At 62.9% G+C, this 17,735-nt stretch carries 16 protein-coding genes; 8 read left to right on the forward strand and 8 right to left on the reverse strand.

From position 1 onward, the window contains the following. Positions 1-30: 30 nt before the first annotated feature. From AC1RQK_RS12780 to AC1RQK_RS12790, 3 genes are all read left to right on the forward strand, one after another. Positions 31-870, forward strand: a complete 840-nt coding sequence (locus AC1RQK_RS12780) for an AraC family transcriptional regulator (RefSeq protein ID WP_492809239.1) — start codon at positions 31-33, stop codon at positions 868-870. A 577-nt stretch (positions 871-1,447) separates the two neighbouring features. Then, positions 1,448-1,987: a hypothetical protein gene (locus AC1RQK_RS12785; protein ID WP_492809240.1), complete on the forward strand. Its 540-nt coding sequence runs from the start codon at positions 1,448-1,450 to the stop codon at positions 1,985-1,987. Between the two features lie 556 nt (positions 1,988-2,543). Beyond that, entirely contained in the window at positions 2,544-3,254 is a 711-nt protein-coding gene (locus AC1RQK_RS12790) for a hypothetical protein (protein WP_492809241.1), read from the forward strand. Between the two features lie 155 nt (positions 3,255-3,409). Here the strand turns inward: AC1RQK_RS12790 and mnmE are convergent, their stop codons facing one another. Together mnmE and AC1RQK_RS12800 are read right to left on the reverse strand one after the other, a co-directional pair. Then, positions 3,410-4,864: a tRNA uridine-5-carboxymethylaminomethyl(34) synthesis GTPase MnmE gene (gene mnmE, locus AC1RQK_RS12795; protein WP_492809325.1), complete on the reverse strand. Its 1,455-nt coding sequence runs from the start codon at positions 4,862-4,864 to the stop codon at positions 3,410-3,412. Between the two features lie 14 nt (positions 4,865-4,878). After that, a complete protein-coding gene (locus AC1RQK_RS12800) occupies positions 4,879-5,724 on the reverse strand; it encodes a CHAD domain-containing protein (protein ID WP_492809242.1) in 846 nt (281 codons plus the stop codon). Positions 5,725-5,966: 242 nt separating this feature from the next. On the opposite strand from AC1RQK_RS12800, the gene AC1RQK_RS12805 reads away from it, so the two are divergent. Continuing rightward, positions 5,967-6,404, forward strand: a complete 438-nt coding sequence (locus AC1RQK_RS12805; protein WP_150985327.1) for a PaaI family thioesterase — start codon at positions 5,967-5,969, stop codon at positions 6,402-6,404. Between the two features lie 65 nt (positions 6,405-6,469). Next, positions 6,470-6,856, forward strand: a complete 387-nt coding sequence (locus tag AC1RQK_RS12810; protein WP_492809243.1) for a VOC family protein — start codon at positions 6,470-6,472, stop codon at positions 6,854-6,856. 173 nt (positions 6,857-7,029) lie between these two features. On the opposite strand, the gene AC1RQK_RS12815 is transcribed toward AC1RQK_RS12810, so the two are convergent. The 6 genes from AC1RQK_RS12815 to rpmH all read right to left on the reverse strand — a co-directional run bounded on the left by AC1RQK_RS12815 (position 7,030) and on the right by rpmH (position 10,529). Then, entirely contained in the window at positions 7,030-7,365 is a 336-nt protein-coding gene (locus AC1RQK_RS12815; protein ID WP_492373225.1) for a type II toxin-antitoxin system RelE/ParE family toxin, read from the reverse strand. Next, positions 7,362-7,598: a type II toxin-antitoxin system ParD family antitoxin gene (locus AC1RQK_RS12820; RefSeq protein WP_492373224.1), complete on the reverse strand. Its 237-nt coding sequence runs from the start codon at positions 7,596-7,598 to the stop codon at positions 7,362-7,364. The genes AC1RQK_RS12815 and AC1RQK_RS12820 overlap by 4 nt, the downstream gene beginning before the upstream one ends. Positions 7,599-7,821: 223 nt before the next feature. After that, positions 7,822-9,492 (reverse strand): membrane protein insertase YidC, encoded by a 1,671-nt coding sequence (gene yidC / locus AC1RQK_RS12825; protein ID WP_492809244.1) that lies wholly within the window; start codon positions 9,490-9,492, stop codon positions 7,822-7,824. Positions 9,493-9,514: 22 nt separating this feature from the next. Further along, positions 9,515-9,799 carry a membrane protein insertion efficiency factor YidD gene (yidD, locus tag AC1RQK_RS12830; protein WP_082054956.1) on the reverse strand — a complete coding sequence of 95 codons (285 nt, stop codon included), beginning with the start codon at positions 9,797-9,799 and terminating at the stop codon, positions 9,515-9,517. Positions 9,800-9,814: 15 nt separating this feature from the next. Further along, complete coding sequence (gene rnpA / locus AC1RQK_RS12835; RefSeq protein WP_492373222.1) at positions 9,815-10,276, reverse strand: ribonuclease P protein component; 462 nt, start codon at positions 10,274-10,276, stop codon at positions 9,815-9,817. Between the two features lie 118 nt (positions 10,277-10,394). Then, a complete protein-coding gene (gene rpmH, locus AC1RQK_RS12840; RefSeq protein ID WP_006578231.1) occupies positions 10,395-10,529 on the reverse strand; it encodes a 50S ribosomal protein L34 in 135 nt (44 codons plus the stop codon). Between the two features lie 1,011 nt (positions 10,530-11,540). On the opposite strand from rpmH, the gene dnaA reads away from it, so the two are divergent. The 3 genes from dnaA (at position 11,541) to gyrB (ending at position 17,663) form a co-directional block, all read left to right on the forward strand. Next, the gene (gene dnaA / locus AC1RQK_RS12845) at positions 11,541-13,316 is read left to right on the forward strand and encodes a chromosomal replication initiator protein DnaA (protein ID WP_492809245.1); all 1,776 of its coding nucleotides are present in this window, start codon (positions 11,541-11,543) and stop codon (positions 13,314-13,316) included. 457 nt (positions 13,317-13,773) lie between these two features. Continuing rightward, a complete protein-coding gene (gene dnaN / locus AC1RQK_RS12850) occupies positions 13,774-14,898 on the forward strand; it encodes a DNA polymerase III subunit beta (RefSeq protein ID WP_174424425.1) in 1,125 nt (374 codons plus the stop codon). Between the two features lie 227 nt (positions 14,899-15,125). Then, positions 15,126-17,663 (forward strand): DNA topoisomerase (ATP-hydrolyzing) subunit B, encoded by a 2,538-nt coding sequence (gene gyrB, locus AC1RQK_RS12855; protein ID WP_492373220.1) that lies wholly within the window; start codon positions 15,126-15,128, stop codon positions 17,661-17,663. The last annotated feature ends 72 nt before the right edge of the window (positions 17,664-17,735 follow it).

Below are 17,735 nucleotides of genomic sequence, written 5' to 3' on the forward strand. Positions count from 1 at the left end.
TGCCGGTAGATTGCACGCCATGGAGACCACATGAAACCCGAGACCCGAATCCAGTACGCCCAACGCATGGAACCCGTCCTGCGGTGGCTGGCAAGCCACCCCGACGCCGACCCGGAGCTGTACCAACTGGCCGACCTGGCCTGCCTGTCGCCGTATCACTTCCATCGCGTCTATCGCGCCATGATGGGAGAAACGGTGAACGCCACGGTACAACGCATCCGCATGCACCGTGCGGCAATCGCGCTGGCGGGTACCGAAGCTTCATTGCGTGATGTGGCGCTGCGCGCCGGCTACGAGTCGGACGCAGCGTTCAACCGGGCATTTGGCGCGGCCTTCGGCATACCGCCGGGGCGTTATCGCGCAGCCCGCTCCGGTCCCTTCAACCCTCAGGAGCTAGGCATGTATCCCATCACGATCGAAACCTTTCCCGGCACCGTTCTGGCCACGCTGCCCCATCGTGGCAGCTATCAGGAAATCGGCCCGGTGTTCACCCGCGTCTTCATGCTGGCGGCCAGCCGGGGCCTTGCCAGCCCGGACGCCATCGGTTTTGGCGTGTACTTCAGCGATCCCGAGCAGGTGCCGGTAGCGCAATTGCGCTCGCTGGCCGGCATGCCGGTTGCGCCGGATGCCGACCTGGGCGAGGAACTGGAGCGATTCGACATCCCGGCGGGCCGCTGCGCGATACTGACTTACACAGGCCCCTACAACGAGATGAGCAAGGCGTACAACTGGATGTTCTCGGAATGGCTGCCGACCAGCGGGGCCGTGCCGGCGGACTTTCCCATGTTCGAGCAGTACGTGAACGATCCTCGCACCACGCCGCCCGCGCAGTTACAGACACGGATCTGCATGCCGGTGAAGCAGGGCTGACGCGCACCGCACAGGCACGCCCGCTTGCGCGCGCGGGCATTCCCCCCGCGCCGGGGTAACGACGCCTGCCGGGGTGATCATGCGGATTTCAGAGTTTCCGCTATCGGCCACGTACAGGTAGCCGCTTGCATCGAGCGCCACGCCAAACGGGCTCTTGAACGAAGTGGCGGTCCCGGAGCCGTCGGCGGAGCCCGCCGTTGTGGAACCCGCCAGGGTGGACACCCGCGCGTGCACTGCGCCGCAGGAAATCGTCACGTTCGTCACCGCTGCTGTGGCGACGCCGTTGTTCAGCAGGTTCCATGCAAAAAATGGGAAATTTCGCAATGACAATGAGTGCGATTCGCATTTATTATCTGAGCGTTAGGTTATCCAACGATAAGCGCTTACCTCAGCAGGCCTAACACGCAGATCTATTGCTCGGTGTTGGATATGGTCTTTGCGAAGGAAGACGCTACGAATCTCACATTCAGGAGCAACGCTTCGGGCCGGGACGGAAGCGAAACCAGGTTCAATGGCTTGTGCATATTTCAAGCCATTGCTGCCGGTTCCTTGGTTTTCAACTATCGGAGGTTTCAAAATGATCCGCCATTCTTTCGGCTTGGTTCTGCTTCGTAAACTGCCAATCCAGTGTTTTAGTTTCCCCCGGTGGAAATCAGTGCTTGCTGTCACCTTTGTCGGATTGTTAACTGGATTGTCGCTCGCAGAGAACGGGACGGCCGACGCAGTAAACCTCCCTCTTCCAGTAGCTATTGCCGCAGGCATCGTTGCATCGTGGGCCGCTTTTATTCTTATCTACGCAATTCTCAATTGGTGGGTTCGGCGCGGTGCTCGCTGGGATGGCAAAGGGGACCTGTTTAATCTTCTGGCAGCCGCCACTTTGTTTTCTGGCATTATTTCAGGCGTACTATTTTTGTTTATTGATTCGCCTGTCGTCATGCTTGTGGTTTGGTTGTACTCGATCTTGATTGCCGTGGAGGCTCTAAGTACGACCATGGAAAATGTGACTCGCATTTATTCACTCTGCGGAGTCTTGATGGCACAGGCTATTTCCATGTTGTTCTGCGCACTTATTCTTACGACCCTCTTCTCCATATTCCTCAGATTTATCAAGAATTGATCGATCTGAGGCAGATCAGCTATGCCAGCTTTATCTGCCAAGGAAATGAAGGACGCCGATGGTGCGGTGTTCCCCGCCGCTGTATGGGGTGGGATGATGTTGGGGGAAGGTTAATCCCCACATTGTAGTCTCGCCGACTCTTTGGGAGATTCCCTTGGAAAAACTAAAGACCGTCATTGGATCCCTGATTTATTTCCTGTTTGAGGTTTGTGTGGGGATGATAGCCGGGTATCTTCCCGCTATCATAATTGGCCTTGCTTTGTATTTCCTGGGGATGGAAGCCAAGGATTGGATAGAGAGAATATTCTCGAGGTCATGATCAGGCGGTCTTGGAGAGATAGATTGAAGCGTTTGATGGTTATCCATCCTTGGGGTGATCAGGCTATCCGCTAGCGTAGTCGCGGTTTCTCACGATGCATAGCCTGGCCGGGCTACGCCCACTCGGCAGACTGCCGGAGCGCTCGACCAGTGAACGATCCAGGTACGTCCCTAAGTCCCCTCGCTTTGCCATCGCCTCTTCTTCTTTCTTGCCGGCTGTCCTTGCTGCCCGCCATCCATGTCAGTCCGCTCCGCCAGCACCTTCTTCGCCAGACTCATTCCCTCGATCATCGCCGACCTGCGCAGAATAGCGAGTCGTTCCCGCGGCGAAACGACGGTTGAGGACTTGCAGGCCGAGGCCTGGCTGGTGGCGAATGAACTGAGCAGGGATCGCGACCCACCTCCAGACGCGGGGGACACAGGATTTCATCAGCAGATCCTGGGGAGGCTCTACAACCGCTTCGTGAAGTTCGCCGACAAGCGATTTCGCTTTGCGGTGCGCCTGGACGAGCAGCGCGAGGACGACGACGGCGGGATGCGAGAGAACCCTATTGCAACCGCTCTGGCGGCGCCAGAAGCTTCGGACCCGTCCTTCGCTCTGGCCGCGCGAGAGGAGTGGCGCTCGCAGGAGCAGCAAGTACTGAGCCGGTTTGCCGAGGCCGTTGCCTACCTCCGGGTCTTCGCGAACATGGGGGACGACCGAGCAGCCATCGCAGACCACTTTGCGATTGCGGCCTGCACCCTTCGCCGACGACTACGGCGGGCAGAGTACATGGTGAAGCTGCAGACGTCCCTGTTCGACGGTATCGCATCCATTCCCGATGACTTCGTGCCGCCTCGGCGGGCGCGGAAGTACCCGCCGGGAATCCATGATGCCGAGGATCCGCCAACGGCTCGCGGGCAGGGCCGGTTGTTTATTCGCGCCTACATCCCGATACGCAGGTGTTGATGGCGCCCCCTCAAACCGCGGAAGGTTGTCGGGGAAACCTCATAGCGTTCGGCATTGTGTGCGCAAAGATCTGCCCGGGCCATGAGCCGGGCACCTTGCCGCACAAGGGTTTGGCGGCCCATCATTGGCGTCGCTTGGCAACCCTTGCTATTCGATTACTTGCCAATGCAAAACCGCGTAAAAATCGTCCCCAGCAGATCATCGCTGCTGAACTCGCCGGTGATGCTGTTGAGATGGTCCTGCGCCAGGCGCAGTTCTTCGGCGAACAGGTCCAGCGCCTGCGCCTCTTGCGCCGCGCGCTCTTCGGCCAGGTCCAGGTGCGATTGCGCGTTGCGCAGCGCGGTGAGGTGCCGCTCGCGCGCGAGGAAGGTGCCTTCGTTGCCGGATTGCCAGCCCACCAGCCGCAGCAACTGGCCGCGCAGCAGGTCGATGCCGGCGCCGGTGCGTGCTGATATCCATACCTCGGCCGGGTTCGGGCCGATGGCGGCCACCACGTGCGGGCGATCCGCGCCGAAGTGGCGCTCGCCTACCTTGGGCGCCAGGTCGATCTTGTTGACCACGCGCAGGATTGGCGAGCCCGGGGGCAGGTGGCCGGAGAGGCGGTCGTCGATGGCGTCGTCGATTTCCGACAAGCCGTGTTCGACGTAGTCGGCCGCGTCCACCAGGTGCAGCACCAGGTCGGCGCGGCCCACGGCTTCCCAGGTGCGCTCGATGCCAATGCGCTCGACTTCGTCGGTGGCGTCTTCGCGCAGGCCGGCGGTGTCGATGATATGCAGCGGGATGCCTTCGATCTGGATGGTCTCGCGCACGCGGTCGCGCGTGGTGCCGGGAATCGGCGTGACGATGGCGAGTTCCGCGCCGGCCAGCGCGTTGAGCAGCGACGACTTGCCCACATTGGGCTGGCCCGCCAGCACCACCGACAAGCCCTCGCGCAGCAGCGAGCCCTGCTTGGCCTGCGCCAGCACGCCGCCCAGCGCATCACGGATATTGGCCAGCTGGCCGCGCGCGTTGGACGCTTCCAGAAAGTCGATCTCTTCCTCGGGGAAATCCAGCGTGGCTTCCACCAGCATGCGCAGGTGGATCACCTGTTCTACCAGCGCGCGGATGGCGTCGGAGAACACGCCCTCCATGGAGCGCGCGGCCGAGCGCGCGGCGGCTTCGGTGCTGGCCTCGATCAGGTCGGCCACGGCTTCCGCCTGGGCCAGGTCGAGCTTGTCATTCAGGAAGGCGCGGCGCGTGAACTCGCCGGGCTCGGCCACGCGCAGGCCCATCTCGCGGCCGGCATCCAGGCAGCGCGCCAGCAGCATCTGCATCACCACCGGGCCGCCGTGGCCCTGCAGCTCCAGCACTTCTTCGCCGGTGTACGAGTGCGGCGCGGGGAAGTACAGCGCCAGGCCATGGTCGATCGCCTTGCCGTGCGCATCCAGGAACGGCAGGTAGGTGGCGTGGCGGGCTTTCAGCGCGTGGCCACACACGGCCTGCGCAATCGCGCTCACGTCGGGGCCGGACACGCGCACCACGCCGATGCCGCCGCGCCCGGGCGCGGTAGCAATGGCGGCGATGGGCGTGGCGCGAGCGGAGCGAGGCTGGAGGGAGTGGGTTGCGGTCATGGCAGTCGTGGCAGTCATGGCGATATTGTCGCAGATCGATCCGGCGCAACCGTGGCACCCGGCGCATCCGGCACATCCTGCGCATCCTGCGCATCCGCCGCGGGCATGTCCAGGCACGCCATCATCAGGCGGCGAGCCACCGCGCCGTCGATCAGGCCGCCCAGGCTGCCCTGCCGCTTCACAAGCTTGCCGTGCAGGCGTTTGGCATAGCGCTTGGCTAGCACCGGCTTCAGGGCTTCGATCACATAGCGCAGCCGCTTGCTGCCAATGCGAAAGCGATGCACGCGCGCCAGGTCTTCCGAGCGCGCTGCGCGCGCCAGCGACTTCACGCGCTTGCGCGCGCGGCGCACCCGCCGGCGCGCGAACGCCGCCAGCCGCTCCTGCGCGGCGGGGCCCGCCCGCTGCGTGCCGCCATTACCCAGATGCGTGAGGTCGCGGTGCAGCACGGGCAGCGGCCAGTGCTGGTGTTCGGCGAGCTGCGCCAGCATGGTGGCGCGTGCGTAGTGGCGGCGCGTGATCGCGGTGTCATGCACCGCCAGCAGCACCGGATCCTCAGGCTGCAAGTCCAGCGCCGGGCGCAAGGTCTCGCTGATGAACACGTCCCAGTCGCGCACATCGCCGGCGGCCTGCGCCAGCTTGCGCAGGCAATCATCCCAGCGTGCGCGGATGGCCTTGGGCAGGGCTGGGGCAAATGCCCAGCACACCGCGCGCAGATGCCGCACCGCAACGCGCAACGCATGCACATCATCGGGATGGTCGCGGCGGTGCAAGGCATCCAGCTGATCGGCAACCGCCACCAGGCCCGCATCGCCAAGCGCGATGAAGGCATCGATGGCGCGCATGCGGGGTTGCAACTGCATGGGAAGGTTGGCGGCGCGCATAACGTATCGGCGTGGGCATAGCTACCGGAACAGCCCGATCTTGCGGAGGCCAGCGTCAGGGCATGTTTCCGGGCACGTCTAATCAGTGTAGGCGATTGTGCCGGTTGCGCCGCACTCCATTGACAGCCTGCGCGCTTCGGGTTGCAATGCGTGCTGGCAACGCCAGCCGGCCAGCCATCACAAGGCCGTACCCGATCACCACCAGTGCGAGGAGCAGCGCCATGTCCACCGAACAAGAACGGCTTTTGCTGCGCGACACCATCGAGGCCGGCTTTCGCCAGGCTGCCTTTGTCGCGGACGTCGGCATCCGGCTGGTGGATTGCGGGCCGGGCTGGTGCGAGAGCGAACTGCTGGTCACGCCCCGCCACCTGCAGCATGGCGGCATCGTGCATGCCGGCGTGCAAGCCACCATGGCCGACCACACCGCCGGCGCGGCCGCCAGCACCATGCTCGACACCGGGCGCCATGTGGTCACCGCCGAATTCAAGATCAACCTGCTGCGCGCCGCCCGCAGCGATCGCCTGACCTGCCGCGCCGACGTATTGAAGTCCGGCCGCACCATCATTGTGGTGGAGGCCGATGTCTTCGCCAGCGTGCACGGCGAGGCGGTGCTGGTCAGCCGCTTCAACGCCACCATGAGCGTGCTCGACCTGGCCTGAGCCAATACTGAGCAAATACTGAGCCAACGCCGGACTACAAAAAACACCCAAGGAGACACTGCAAGATGATCGACCACACAGGCGTTGTCGTCAGCGATTTCGCGAAGAGCCGGGCCTTTTACACCGCGGCGCTGGCCGCGCTCGGCTTCATCAAGAACATGGAGTTTCCCGCCAGCGTGACCGGCCACACCGACGTGGCTGGCTTCGGCCCGCCCGAGAAGCCCGAGTTCTGGATCAGCAACGGCACGCCCAATCAGCCACCGCTGCATATCGCCTTTCGTGCGGACTCGCGCTCACAGGTGGATGCCTACTACAAGGCCGCGCTGGCGGCCGGCGGCCGCGACAACGGCGCGCCGGGTTTGCGCCCGCACTATCACCCGAATTATTACGGCGCCTTTGTGCTGGACCCGGACGGCCACAATATCGAAGCGGTGTGCCACGCGCCTGAGTGATACGGGGGCGCCTGCGCCAGCCACGTCGTGCTGCACTTCATGGCCAGCTACGCCGCAACGGTGCCAAGGCTGCCGCTGGCGGGACTGGCGATGGTGCGGGAGACGGCGGGCAATCGGCTGGATTGGCGAGACGGTCCGATGGTCGCTTGCGCCGAGCCGCGCCTGTGCAAGCGTTAACGAGGAACCTCGTCGCTGTCACGCAGCCAGGCGGGGATGTCTCGCATGCCATGCAGGACGCGCCAGACATCAATGTGGTCGTCGCGCTCAACGTAGAACACGATGTGCGGGTAGCGCGCCAGAGGCCAGGTGCGTAGGCCCGGAAGATCAAGCTCGTGTGCGTAGCGGGGTGAGCCGGAGGCTGGATACTTGCCAATGCGCACGTAGGCCTGCTCCAGCGCGTCAATGAATCCAAGTGCTGCCTGCTCAGCGTCTTCGTTCAGATAGTAGCTGACCGTTTCCTCGACATCACGCCTGGCAAGCGCTCTCGGGATGACAGGCTTGGCCCTCATCCCCGAGCGTTGCGCACCCGCGCTCGCAGGGCGTCGAAGTAGTCGCTATCCACCGGCGTAGTCGGCGCCGAACCGGCACCCGCCAAAAGCAGGCCGCGAAGGTGCTGGCGATCCTGATCCTTGCGGATCAGCTCGCGCACGTACTCGCTGCTGGTGCCGTAGCCGCGCTGGTTGACTTGCTCATCGACAAAGGCCTTGAGCGTGTCAGGCAGAGAGATATTCATTGTGCTCATGGTTTCATGCTAGCGAGTTTGGCAAAATTTGGCAAACTTTCTGCATGGCGTCTTGCTGCCACGGCAACGTCACCTGGCGAAGCACGCTCCGGAAAAGCAAAATCCCCCGCAAGCCGAAACTTGCGGGGGATTTCAGAGAGGCCGCCATTGACGCTTTGAGCGACCTCTTTGGTGCACGTGCCGGGCCGGCGCGGGTTTGCCACCCGCTGGCCCAACTTCAACTTCAGCCCTTGGCCACCACGGCGGTCTTCGCCTTGTTCTTGCCCAGCATCCGGTTGATCTGCCATTGCTGCGCGATCGACAAGACGTTGTTGGTGACCCAGTACATCACCAGGCCAGCCGGGAAGAAGAAGAACATGAACGAGAACACCAGCGGCATGATCATCATGACCTTGGCCTGCACGGGGTCCGGCGGGGTCGGGTTCAGCTTGGTCTGCACGAACATCGACACGGCCATCAGCACCGGCAGGATGTAGAACGGATCCGGCACCGACAGGTCATGGATCCAGCCCAGCCAAGGCGCACCGCGCATTTCCACCGACGACAGCAGCACCCAGTACAGCGCAATGAACACCGGGATCTGGATCACGATGGGCAGGCAGCCGCCGAGCGGGTTGACCTTCTCGGTGCGGTACAGCGCCATCATCTCCTGGTTCATCTTCTGCGGATCGCCCTTGTGGCGCTCGCGCATCGCGGTCATGCGGGGCTGCAGGTCCTTCATCTTGCCCATGGACTTGTAGCTAGCCGCGGACAGCGGGAAGAACACCAGCTTGATCAGCACGGTCAGGCCGATGATCGACCAGCCCCAGTTGCCCAGGAAGCCGTGGATCTTTTCCAGCAGCCAGAACAGCGGCTTGGCCAGGATGGTCAGCCATCCGTAGTCCTTCACCAGTTCCAGGCCCGGGGTGATCTTCTCGAGCATGCGCTCTTCCTGCGGGCCGGCGAACAGGCGCGCATCGGTGCTCACCGTGGCGCCCGGGGCAATCGAGCCCAGCGGCTGCTGCACGCCCACGCGGAACAGGTTGTTGTCGATCTTCTCGACGTAGAAGCTGTGCTCCTTGCCCGATTGCGGAATCCACGCCGAGGCAAAGTAATGCTGCACCATCGCCACCCAGCCGCTGGTACCGGCCGCGGGGACCGAAGCCTTGCCCTTGCCGATGTCGTCGAAGGTGATCTTGTGGTACTTGTCGGCGTCGGTGTAGATGGCCGGGCCGGTGAAGGTGCTATAGAACTGCGACTGCTCGACCTTGCTGCCGTCGCGCGTCAGTTCCATGTACAGCGTCGGCGAGATCGGCTTGCCGCTGTCGTTGGTCACGGCAAATTTCGTGTCGACAACGTAGCTGCCCTTGTGGAAGGTATAGGTCTTGTCCAGCTTGACCCCGTCCTTCTCCGCCGTCAGCGTCAACGACACCTTGTCCGAGCCAGCCAGGTCGCGCGGGCCCGCCGAAGCGGTAAACACCGTGGTGTGGTTGGGCAGGTCGCCACCGATCAGGCCGGAACGGGCCATGTAGGTGCGGGTCTGGTCACGCTCGAACAGCACGACCGGCTTGCCGTCATGCTCCTTGTGGTTCAGCAGTTCCAGGCGCGTCAGGATACCGCCGGCGGTATCGATCTGGGCACGCATCACGTCGGTGCTGACCACGATCTTCTCGCCGCTCGGCTGGGCCGCGGCGACCGGCACGGACGCCGGAGCACCTGCGGCGGTGCCGGCCGTTGCATTGGCCTTGGGCACATCGCCTTGCGGGGCCGAAGCGCCGCCTGCGGTTGCCGGAGCCTGCTGCGTCGCGCTCGGGAAGAACATCGACTGGTGACCGTTGGCGCGCTGCCAGTTGTCGTAGAGCAGCACGAGGGCCATCGAGAAGATGACCCAGAGTATGGTGCGTTTGATATCCATGTCTCGCTGTGGTCGGGGGAAATCAGGGGCGGGGTAGCCGGATCGTGACTGGATGGCCAGTCGCGGGGCGAGCCCGGTCTTGCTTTGTTGCCGATGCCGGTGGCACCGGATCATACCCGCCATCCGTGAACGGATGGCAACGGCATAGCCGGCAAGCGGCCAGCCAGCTGCCGCGCCCTGCGCCATGGCACAGGATCGCTTCGCGGGCGTAATCGGAACAGGTGGGCAGGAAGCGGCACTGCGAGCCAAAAAACGGGCTCAGGGCGATCTTGTAGATACGCAGCAGGGCAAGCAGGATTCGCTTCATGGCAGCGGGCCGGTGTCAGGCAGGAGCGCCCGAGGGCGGGACTTCCGTGGGCGCAGCCTCGGCGGACGTTGGCGGCGACACCCCGGAAGGGGCAGCAGGGCGCGGGGCAAGCGGCTTCACCGCTACCTCGAACAAGCCGGTCAGCTCGGCCAGGCACACCCGGCGTATCGCGGTGCGGCTGGCAAACTCCGCGCGCGGAAACTTGGCCTGCAGGCGCAGCAACACATCGCGGCCCGCGAGTTTGTCCTGCCGCTGGCGGAACAGTTCCCGCACCATGCGCTTGACCAGGTTGCGCTCGGCGGCACGCGCTGCGAACTTCTTGCCAACCACGACACCCAGGCGGGCTTGCGGCAGGCCGTTCTCGCCCACGTACAGCACGAAATGCTGGCTGCGTCGGCGCGGACGCAATGCAAAAACGGATGAAAACTCATCCGTTTTTGTGAGCCTCGCGGCTTTAGGGTAGGCAAAGGTAGTCACGCTAGGCAAAGCGAGCGGAAAAGCTGTGCTTGGCTGCTGGCTACCGGCCGTCCAAAAGGCGAGGCGAGTGGCCAAGGCGGCGCAAGCTGCTGCACCGCCGTGGCCGGTCGCCAGGCCCTTAGACTGCCAGGCGCTTGCGGCCCTTGGCGCGACGCGCGTTGATGACGGCACGGCCGCCGCGGGTCTTCATGCGCACGCGGAAACCATGGGTACGCTTGCGGCGGGTAACGGAAGGTTGGTATGTACGTTTCATGTTGCACTCTCTGGTTGATCTGGGCTCGCCCGGCTTCCGGCGTTAAGCCGGGCGCCGCCGCGTATGGTTCGCATGGGGCTGCCGCGGTTTGCGGTGTTGCCGACTGCTATGGTGATCTTGCTGCCGGCCGTGTATCTCGCGAATCGATGGCACCGACGAATCGGACATCGACGCCGCGCGAAGCAGTTGTGGGAGGGAATCTTGCCGGAGCGGAAGCGTAAAACCAACCCATCCGTTCCAACCCCATCAGCCTGCCCGGCCCGCTGCCTGTTCCGGCCAATCCAGCTGTTTCCGGCGCGTCTCAGCTTAGTCAAACACCAAGGATTCGCACCAGTCTTGCACGGAACAGGTCAGACCCGGCGATGCGCATACGTGATCCCCTGCGGCATCGCAGAACCCGCCATTTAACTGAGTTTCGCGCGACGTGTCAAGACTACAGATGGATTAGAGCCTTGTGAGGCACCCCTGCCTCAAAAACACGCAACAGGCCGTTGTATTTCATTGTCCACAATCGCCAGTGGGTAAGTTTTTTTTCTTCGGGGGTGCCACCCGGGGTTGGCCAAGGTGAGCGAAGTCACTGTTTCGACTGGGTTTTCCCGTGTTTTGGCTACCCGGAAACCCGCGCCAGAACTAGGGTTGTGCACAACAATCCACTGCTTTTTCACAACTTATCCACAGACTTATCCTTTGTGGATAACTTGGGGCGGGGGGTACAATCCGGGTCCAAACACCACACGGGCTGCGTGGCGCAAGCGCAACCCGGGCAACACCCTGGCATGCCGGACAACGGACGCGCAACGGGCAAGCGACGATTTCGTCGCCTCGCTCGTCAGCGGCTCCCGCTTGTCGCGTCGATCACCATGGGGCCCGGGCTGCGGGGTCATTTGCGGATCGCTTAGCGATCGCGTTCTGGTTGCATGAACTCACGGCAGGGATGCCTCACCGATCCTTGCCTGTCGTCCATTCGGCCGGGCTGTCCATGCACCGTGGCGAACACCGAACAACAAAACAATGCAAGATTTCTGGCAGGCAGCAGCCGCGCAACTCGAGCGCGAACTGACGCCGCAACAGTTCAAGACCTGGATCAAGCCGTTGGCGCCTGTTGCCTTCGACGAGGACGCGCACGCGCTGCGCATCGCCGCGCCCAACCGCTTCAAGCTCGATTGGGTAAAAAGCCAGTTTTCCGGCCGCATCACCGCGCTCGCCTGCGAATACTGGGAAGCCAACGTCAGCGTTCACTTTGTCCTGGACCCCGCCGCCTCGGGCCGGGCTGCCGCTGGCTACCCGCAGCAGGCCGGCCAGCCGGGCCAGCCCGGCATGGCGCCCCAGCACGCCGGCCCCGGCTATCCGTCCGGCCAGCCGCTGTCGCAAAACTTCGGCCAGCCCGGCATGCAGCCGGGCCAGGGCGGCCAGGGCTACGGCCCCATGAACCAAGGCGGCCAGCGCGGCGGGCAAGCGCCCTACCCTGGCAACCCGGGCAATGGCGGCAACGGCAGCAATGGCGGCAACTATCCCGGCAACGCCAACCAAAGCAACATGGGCGGCATGGGTGGCGAGATCGTCGATATCGACGTGCCGCAGCTGGACCCGGCCGAGGCCAGCGCCCGCTCCTACCGCGTGCAGCCGTCGCAGCAGCCCATGCAGGGCGGCCACCCCGGTAACCAGGGCGGCCATCAAGGGCATCAGGGCAATCAAGGTCATCCGGGCCAACAAGGCCACCCCGGCAACCAGCATGGCGGCCAGCAGCAGAACGACTCGGTGCACGAGCGCTCGCGCCTGAACCACATCCTTACCTTCGACAACTTCGTCACCGGTAAGGCCAACCAGCTCGCGCGCGCCGCCGCCATCCAGGTGGCCAACAACCCAGGTAAATCTTACAACCCGCTTTATCTATATGGCGGCGTAGGCCTGGGCAAGACCCACTTGATCCACGCTATCGGCAACTTCATGTTGCTGGAGAACCCGCGCGCCCGCATCCGCTACATCCACGCCGAGCAATATGTCTCCGACGTGGTCAAGGCCTACCAGCGCAAGGCGTTCGACGAGTTCAAGCGCTACTACCACTCGCTCGACCTGCTGCTGATCGACGATATTCAATTCTTCTCCGGCAAGAACCGCACGCAGGAAGAGTTCTTCTACGCCTTCGAAGCCCTGATCGCCAACCGGGCGCAGGTGATCATCACCAGCGATACCTACCCCAAGGAAATCAGCGGCATCGACGATCGCCTGATCTCGCGCTTCGACTCCGGCCTCACGGTTGCCATCGAGCCGCCCGAGCTGGAGATGCGCGTCGCCATCCTGATGAAGAAAGCCGCCGCCGAGAACGTCAGCGTGCCCGAGGAAGTCGCCTTCTTCGTCGCCAAGCATTTGCGATCCAACGTGCGCGAGCTGGAAGGCGCGCTGCGCAAGATCCTCGCCTTCTCCAACTTCCACGGCAAGGACATCACCATCGATGTCACCCGTGAAGCGCTGAAGGACCTGCTGACGGTGCAGAACCGCCAGATCTCGGTTGAGAACATCCAGAAGACCTGCGCGGATTTCTACAACATCAAGGTCGCGGACATGTACAGCAAGAAGCGGCCCGCCAATATCGCGCGGCCCCGCCAGATTGCCATGTACCTGGCCAAGGAACTCACGCAGAAAAGCCTGCCGGAAATCGGCGAGCTGTTCGGCGGGCGCGATCACACCACCGTGCTGCACGCGGTACGCAAGATCGCCGATGAGCGCAGCAAGGACGCGCAGCTCAACCACGAGCTGCACGTGCTGGAACAGACGCTCAAGGGCTGACCCCGAGCGTCAAATCGTAGTGAAACAGTAGTGAAGCAGCAATGAAGCAGCATTTGCCAGCCCCGTCACGCGGGGCTGGCATACTGTAGGGTACGCGCCGGGCAGGATCCGGCGCATGAATCAATCGGAAAGCAACACCGGGGCATTGCGGAACATTGCCATGAAAACGGCCTGGGCTAAGGCTTTGCGGTGAGTCGGGACGAGCGGGCGGAGGGGGCGGCCAGCGACAACAGTCGCCAGCCACCGAAGAAGTCTGAATTTGTGTCGCTTTGCGCACAATTTCATCCTCCGATCGCGCTTCTCCCGCTTCACCGCAGCGGCTTATCCTTGGTACAATGGCGAATTAACTTGTTGATTCCAAAGCGTTTTGGAAGCAGTTCTGGAAACTGCGCAGCAAGTTAGTGCCAGTCAGTGCGCACCCGCGGTCGCTTACTACAAACGACGAAGGATAAATTCAATGCAATTGGTCAAAACCTCGCGAGACAATCTGCTGCGTCCGCTGCAAATCGTGAGCGGCATCGTGGAGCGCCGCCACACACTCCCGATCCTGGCCAACCTGCTGATTCGCAAGTCCGGGTCCAACGTATCCTTCCTCTCGACCGACATCGAGATCCAGATCACCACGCACGCCGAATGCGGCGTAGGCAGCGACACCGTGGCCACCACCGTGGCCGCCCGCAAGCTGCTCGACATCCTGCGCGCCATGCCCGACGGCGAAGTCGCCCTGTCGCTCAACGACAAGCGCATGACCGTGCAGTCCGGCAAGAGCCGCTTCGCGCTGCAGACCCTGGCCGCCGAGGAATTCCCCACGGTAGCCGAAGCCAGCGAGTTCGGCGCATCCGTCAGCCTGCCGCAAAAGACCTTCAAGCACCTGCTCGCCATGGTTCACTTCGCCATGGCCCAGCAAGACATCCGCTACTACCTCAACGGCATGCTGCTGGTGGTAGACGGCAAGAAGGTCATGGCAGTCGCCACCGACGGCCACCGCCTGGCCTACTGCGGCGTGGAACTGGACACCGAAGCCACCAGTGGCGAAGGCGCCCCGTCGCGCCAGGAAGTGATCATCCCGCGCAAGACCATTCTTGAGCTGCAGCGCCTGCTGGAAGACAACGACGATCCCGTGCAAGTGCAACTGGCCGCCAACCAGGTCAAGTTCACCTTCGCCAATATCGAGCTGATCTCCAAGCTGGTCGAAGGCAAGTTCCCGGACTTCCAGCGCGTGATCCCCAAGGGCTACAAGAACGCCTTCGCCATCGACCGCGTCAAGCTGCAGCAAGCCCTGCAACGCACCGCCATCCTGACCACCGACAAGTTCAAGGGCGTGCGCTGCATCCTGGATACGCACGTACTCAAGATCAGCTCCACCAATGCGGATCAGGAAGAAGCGCAGGAAGAGCTCGAACTTGATTATTCGGGCGATGCCCTCGATATCGGGTTCAACGTCACCTATTTGCTGGACGTGCTCGCCAACCTCAAGAGCGAGCAAGTCCAGGTCAGCCTCGGCGACTCCAATTCGAGCGCGCTGATCACCGTGCCGGAAGACGACAACTTCAAGTACGTCGTCATGCCGATGCGCATTTGATGAGCCGGTAACAAGGACCACAAGATACGCAAAACCGGAGCATCTAACGGCACACCACGGCTTGCGCAGCAGCCCCAGGGGCCCCGCGCAAGACCCGCCGCACCAGGGGCCGGATCGTCGAGATCCGCCCCTTTTGCCGTTTTTATGTAACCCGCTATGCGGCCCGATCCGGGCGCGCCCATCCGGGCGTGACGAGAGATCGCCGCATTCGCCGTGAGTAAGAGAACATGACCGAAGAGCAACAACCGCAATCGCAACCGCAACAGCAAGACAGCTACGGCGCAGGCTCGATCCAGATCCTGGAAGGCCTGGAGGCGGTGCGCAAGCGTCCGGGCATGTACATCGGCGACACGTCCGACGGCACCGGCCTGCACCACCTCGTATTTGAAGTGCTGGACAACTCCATCGACGAAGCCCTGGCCGGCTGGTGCACGGAAATCACCGTCACCATCCACAGCGACAACTCGATCTCCATCACCGACAACGGCCGCGGCATTCCCCCGCTCGTCAAGTTCGACGACAAGCACGAACCCAAGCGCAGCGCGGCAGAAATCGCCATGACCGAGCTGCACGCCGGCGGCAAGTTCAACCAGAACAGCTACAAGGTCTCCGGCGGCCTGCACGGCGTGGGCGTGTCCTGCGTCAACGCCCTCTCCAAGTGGCTGCGCCTGACCGTGCGCCGCGACGGCCAGGCCCACCTGCTCGAGTTCGCCCAAGGCGCCGTGCAGAACCGCGTGGTGGAAACCGTGCCCGGCCCCGACGGCGTGCCCGTGGAAGTCTCGCCGATGAAGGTGATCGGCCCCACCGACAAGCGCGGCACCGAAGTCCACTTCCTCGCCGACGAAGAAATCTTCACCAACGTCGAGTTCCACTACGAGATACTCGCCAAGCGCATCCGCGAGCTCTCGTTCCTGAACAACGGCGTGCACATCCGTCTGGCCGACCAACGCACCGGCAAGGAAGAAGATTTCGCCTTCTCCGGCGGCGTCAAAGGCTTCGTTGAGTACATCAACCGCGGCAAGAGCACCCTGCACCCCAACATCTTCTACGCCAACACCGAAAAAGACGGTATCGCCGTAGAAGTGTCCATGCAGTGGAACGACGGCTACAACGAACAAGTACTCTGCTTCACCAACAACATCCCGCAGCGTGACGGCGGCACCCACCTCACCGGGTTGCGCGCCGCCATGACGCGCGTGATGAACAAGTACATCGAAGAAAACGAGATCGCCAAAAAAGCCAAGGTAGAAACCACCGGCGACGACATGCGCGAAGGCCTGGCCTGCGTGCTCTCCGTCAAGGTGCCCGAGCCCAAGTTCAGCTCGCAGACCAAGGACAAGCTCGTCTCCTCCGAAGTGCGCCTGCCGGTGGAAGAACTCGTCGCCAAGGCCTTGGGTGACTTCCTGCTGGAAACCCCGGTAGACGCCAAGATCATCTGCGGCAAGATCGTCGACGCCGCCCGCGCCCGCGAAGCCGCCCGCAAGGCCCGCGAAATGACCCGCCGCAAAGGCGTGCTCGACGGCATGGGCCTGCCCGGCAAGCTCGCCGACTGCCAGGAGAAAGACCCCGCCCAGTCCGAACTCTTCCTGGTGGAGGGTGACTCCGCAGGCGGCTCCGCCAAGCAAGGCCGCGACCGTAAGTTCCAGGCCATCCTGCCCCTCAAGGGCAAGATCCTGAACGTGGAACGCGCCCGCTTCGACAAAATGCTCTCCAGCCAGGAAGTGCTCACGCTGATCACCGCGCTGGGCACCGGCATCGGCAAGGACGACTACAACCTCGACAAGCTGCGCTACCACCGCATCATCATCATGACCGACGCGGACGTGGACGGCTCCCACATCCGCACGCTGCTGCTCACGTTCTTCTACCGCCAGATGCCCGACATCATCGAGCGCGGCCACGTGTATATCGCCCAACCGCCGCTGTACAAGATCAAGCACGGCAAGGAAGAGCGCTATATCAAGGACGACAACGAGCTCAACGCCTACCTGCTGCGCCTGGCCATGGAAAAGGCCGCCCTGGTCAACCCCGACGGCAGCGAAGTCGCCGGCGACGCCCTGACTGAGCTGGCCCGCCAGTACCAGCTGGCCGAAGCCGTGATCGGCCGCCTGGCCCGCATCGTGGACAGCGACGCCCTGCGCGCCATTGCCGACGGCATCGAGCTGGACCTGGACAGCGCCGCCGCCGCCGAAGCCTCAGCCACCGCGCTCAAGGCCAAGCTGTCGGAAATGCACGCCAAGACCCTGCTAGGCGCCGCCGTGAACGACGACGGCACGGCAGATGTCTATGCACAGTTTGACGAGAAGACGGACAAGCACCGCCTGATGATCGCCCGCCGGCATCATGGCAATGTGCGCCTGTCTCACCTGGACGCAGACTTTGTGCACGGCGCGGATTACGCTGCGCTGTCGCTGGCCGCCAAGACCTTCCAGGGCCTGATTGCGGAAGGCACCAAGGTGCGCCGTGGCGAGGGCGAAAAGATGCGCGACCAGACGGTGAATGACTTCCATGCTGCCATGCAGTGGTTGTTGTCTGAGGCGGAGCGTGGGGTGTCTCGTCAGCGGTACAAGGGGCTGGGGGAGATGAATCCTGAGCAGTTGTTTGAGACTACGCTTGATGTGACTCAGCGCCGGTTGTTGAAGGTGCAGATTGAGGATGCTATTGCGGCGGATCAGATTTTTACTACGCTGATGGGGGATGAGGTTGAGCCGCGTAGGAATTTTATTGAGAGTAATGCTTTGGTGGCTCGGAATATTGATGTTTGATTGATTTGTTCCGAGTATTATCAGGAGCATGTGAAAGCCAATCCCGTCTGGGATTGGCTTTTTTTCTAATAC

Source organism: Cupriavidus sp. GW822-FHT02D05, from assembly GCF_058802485.1.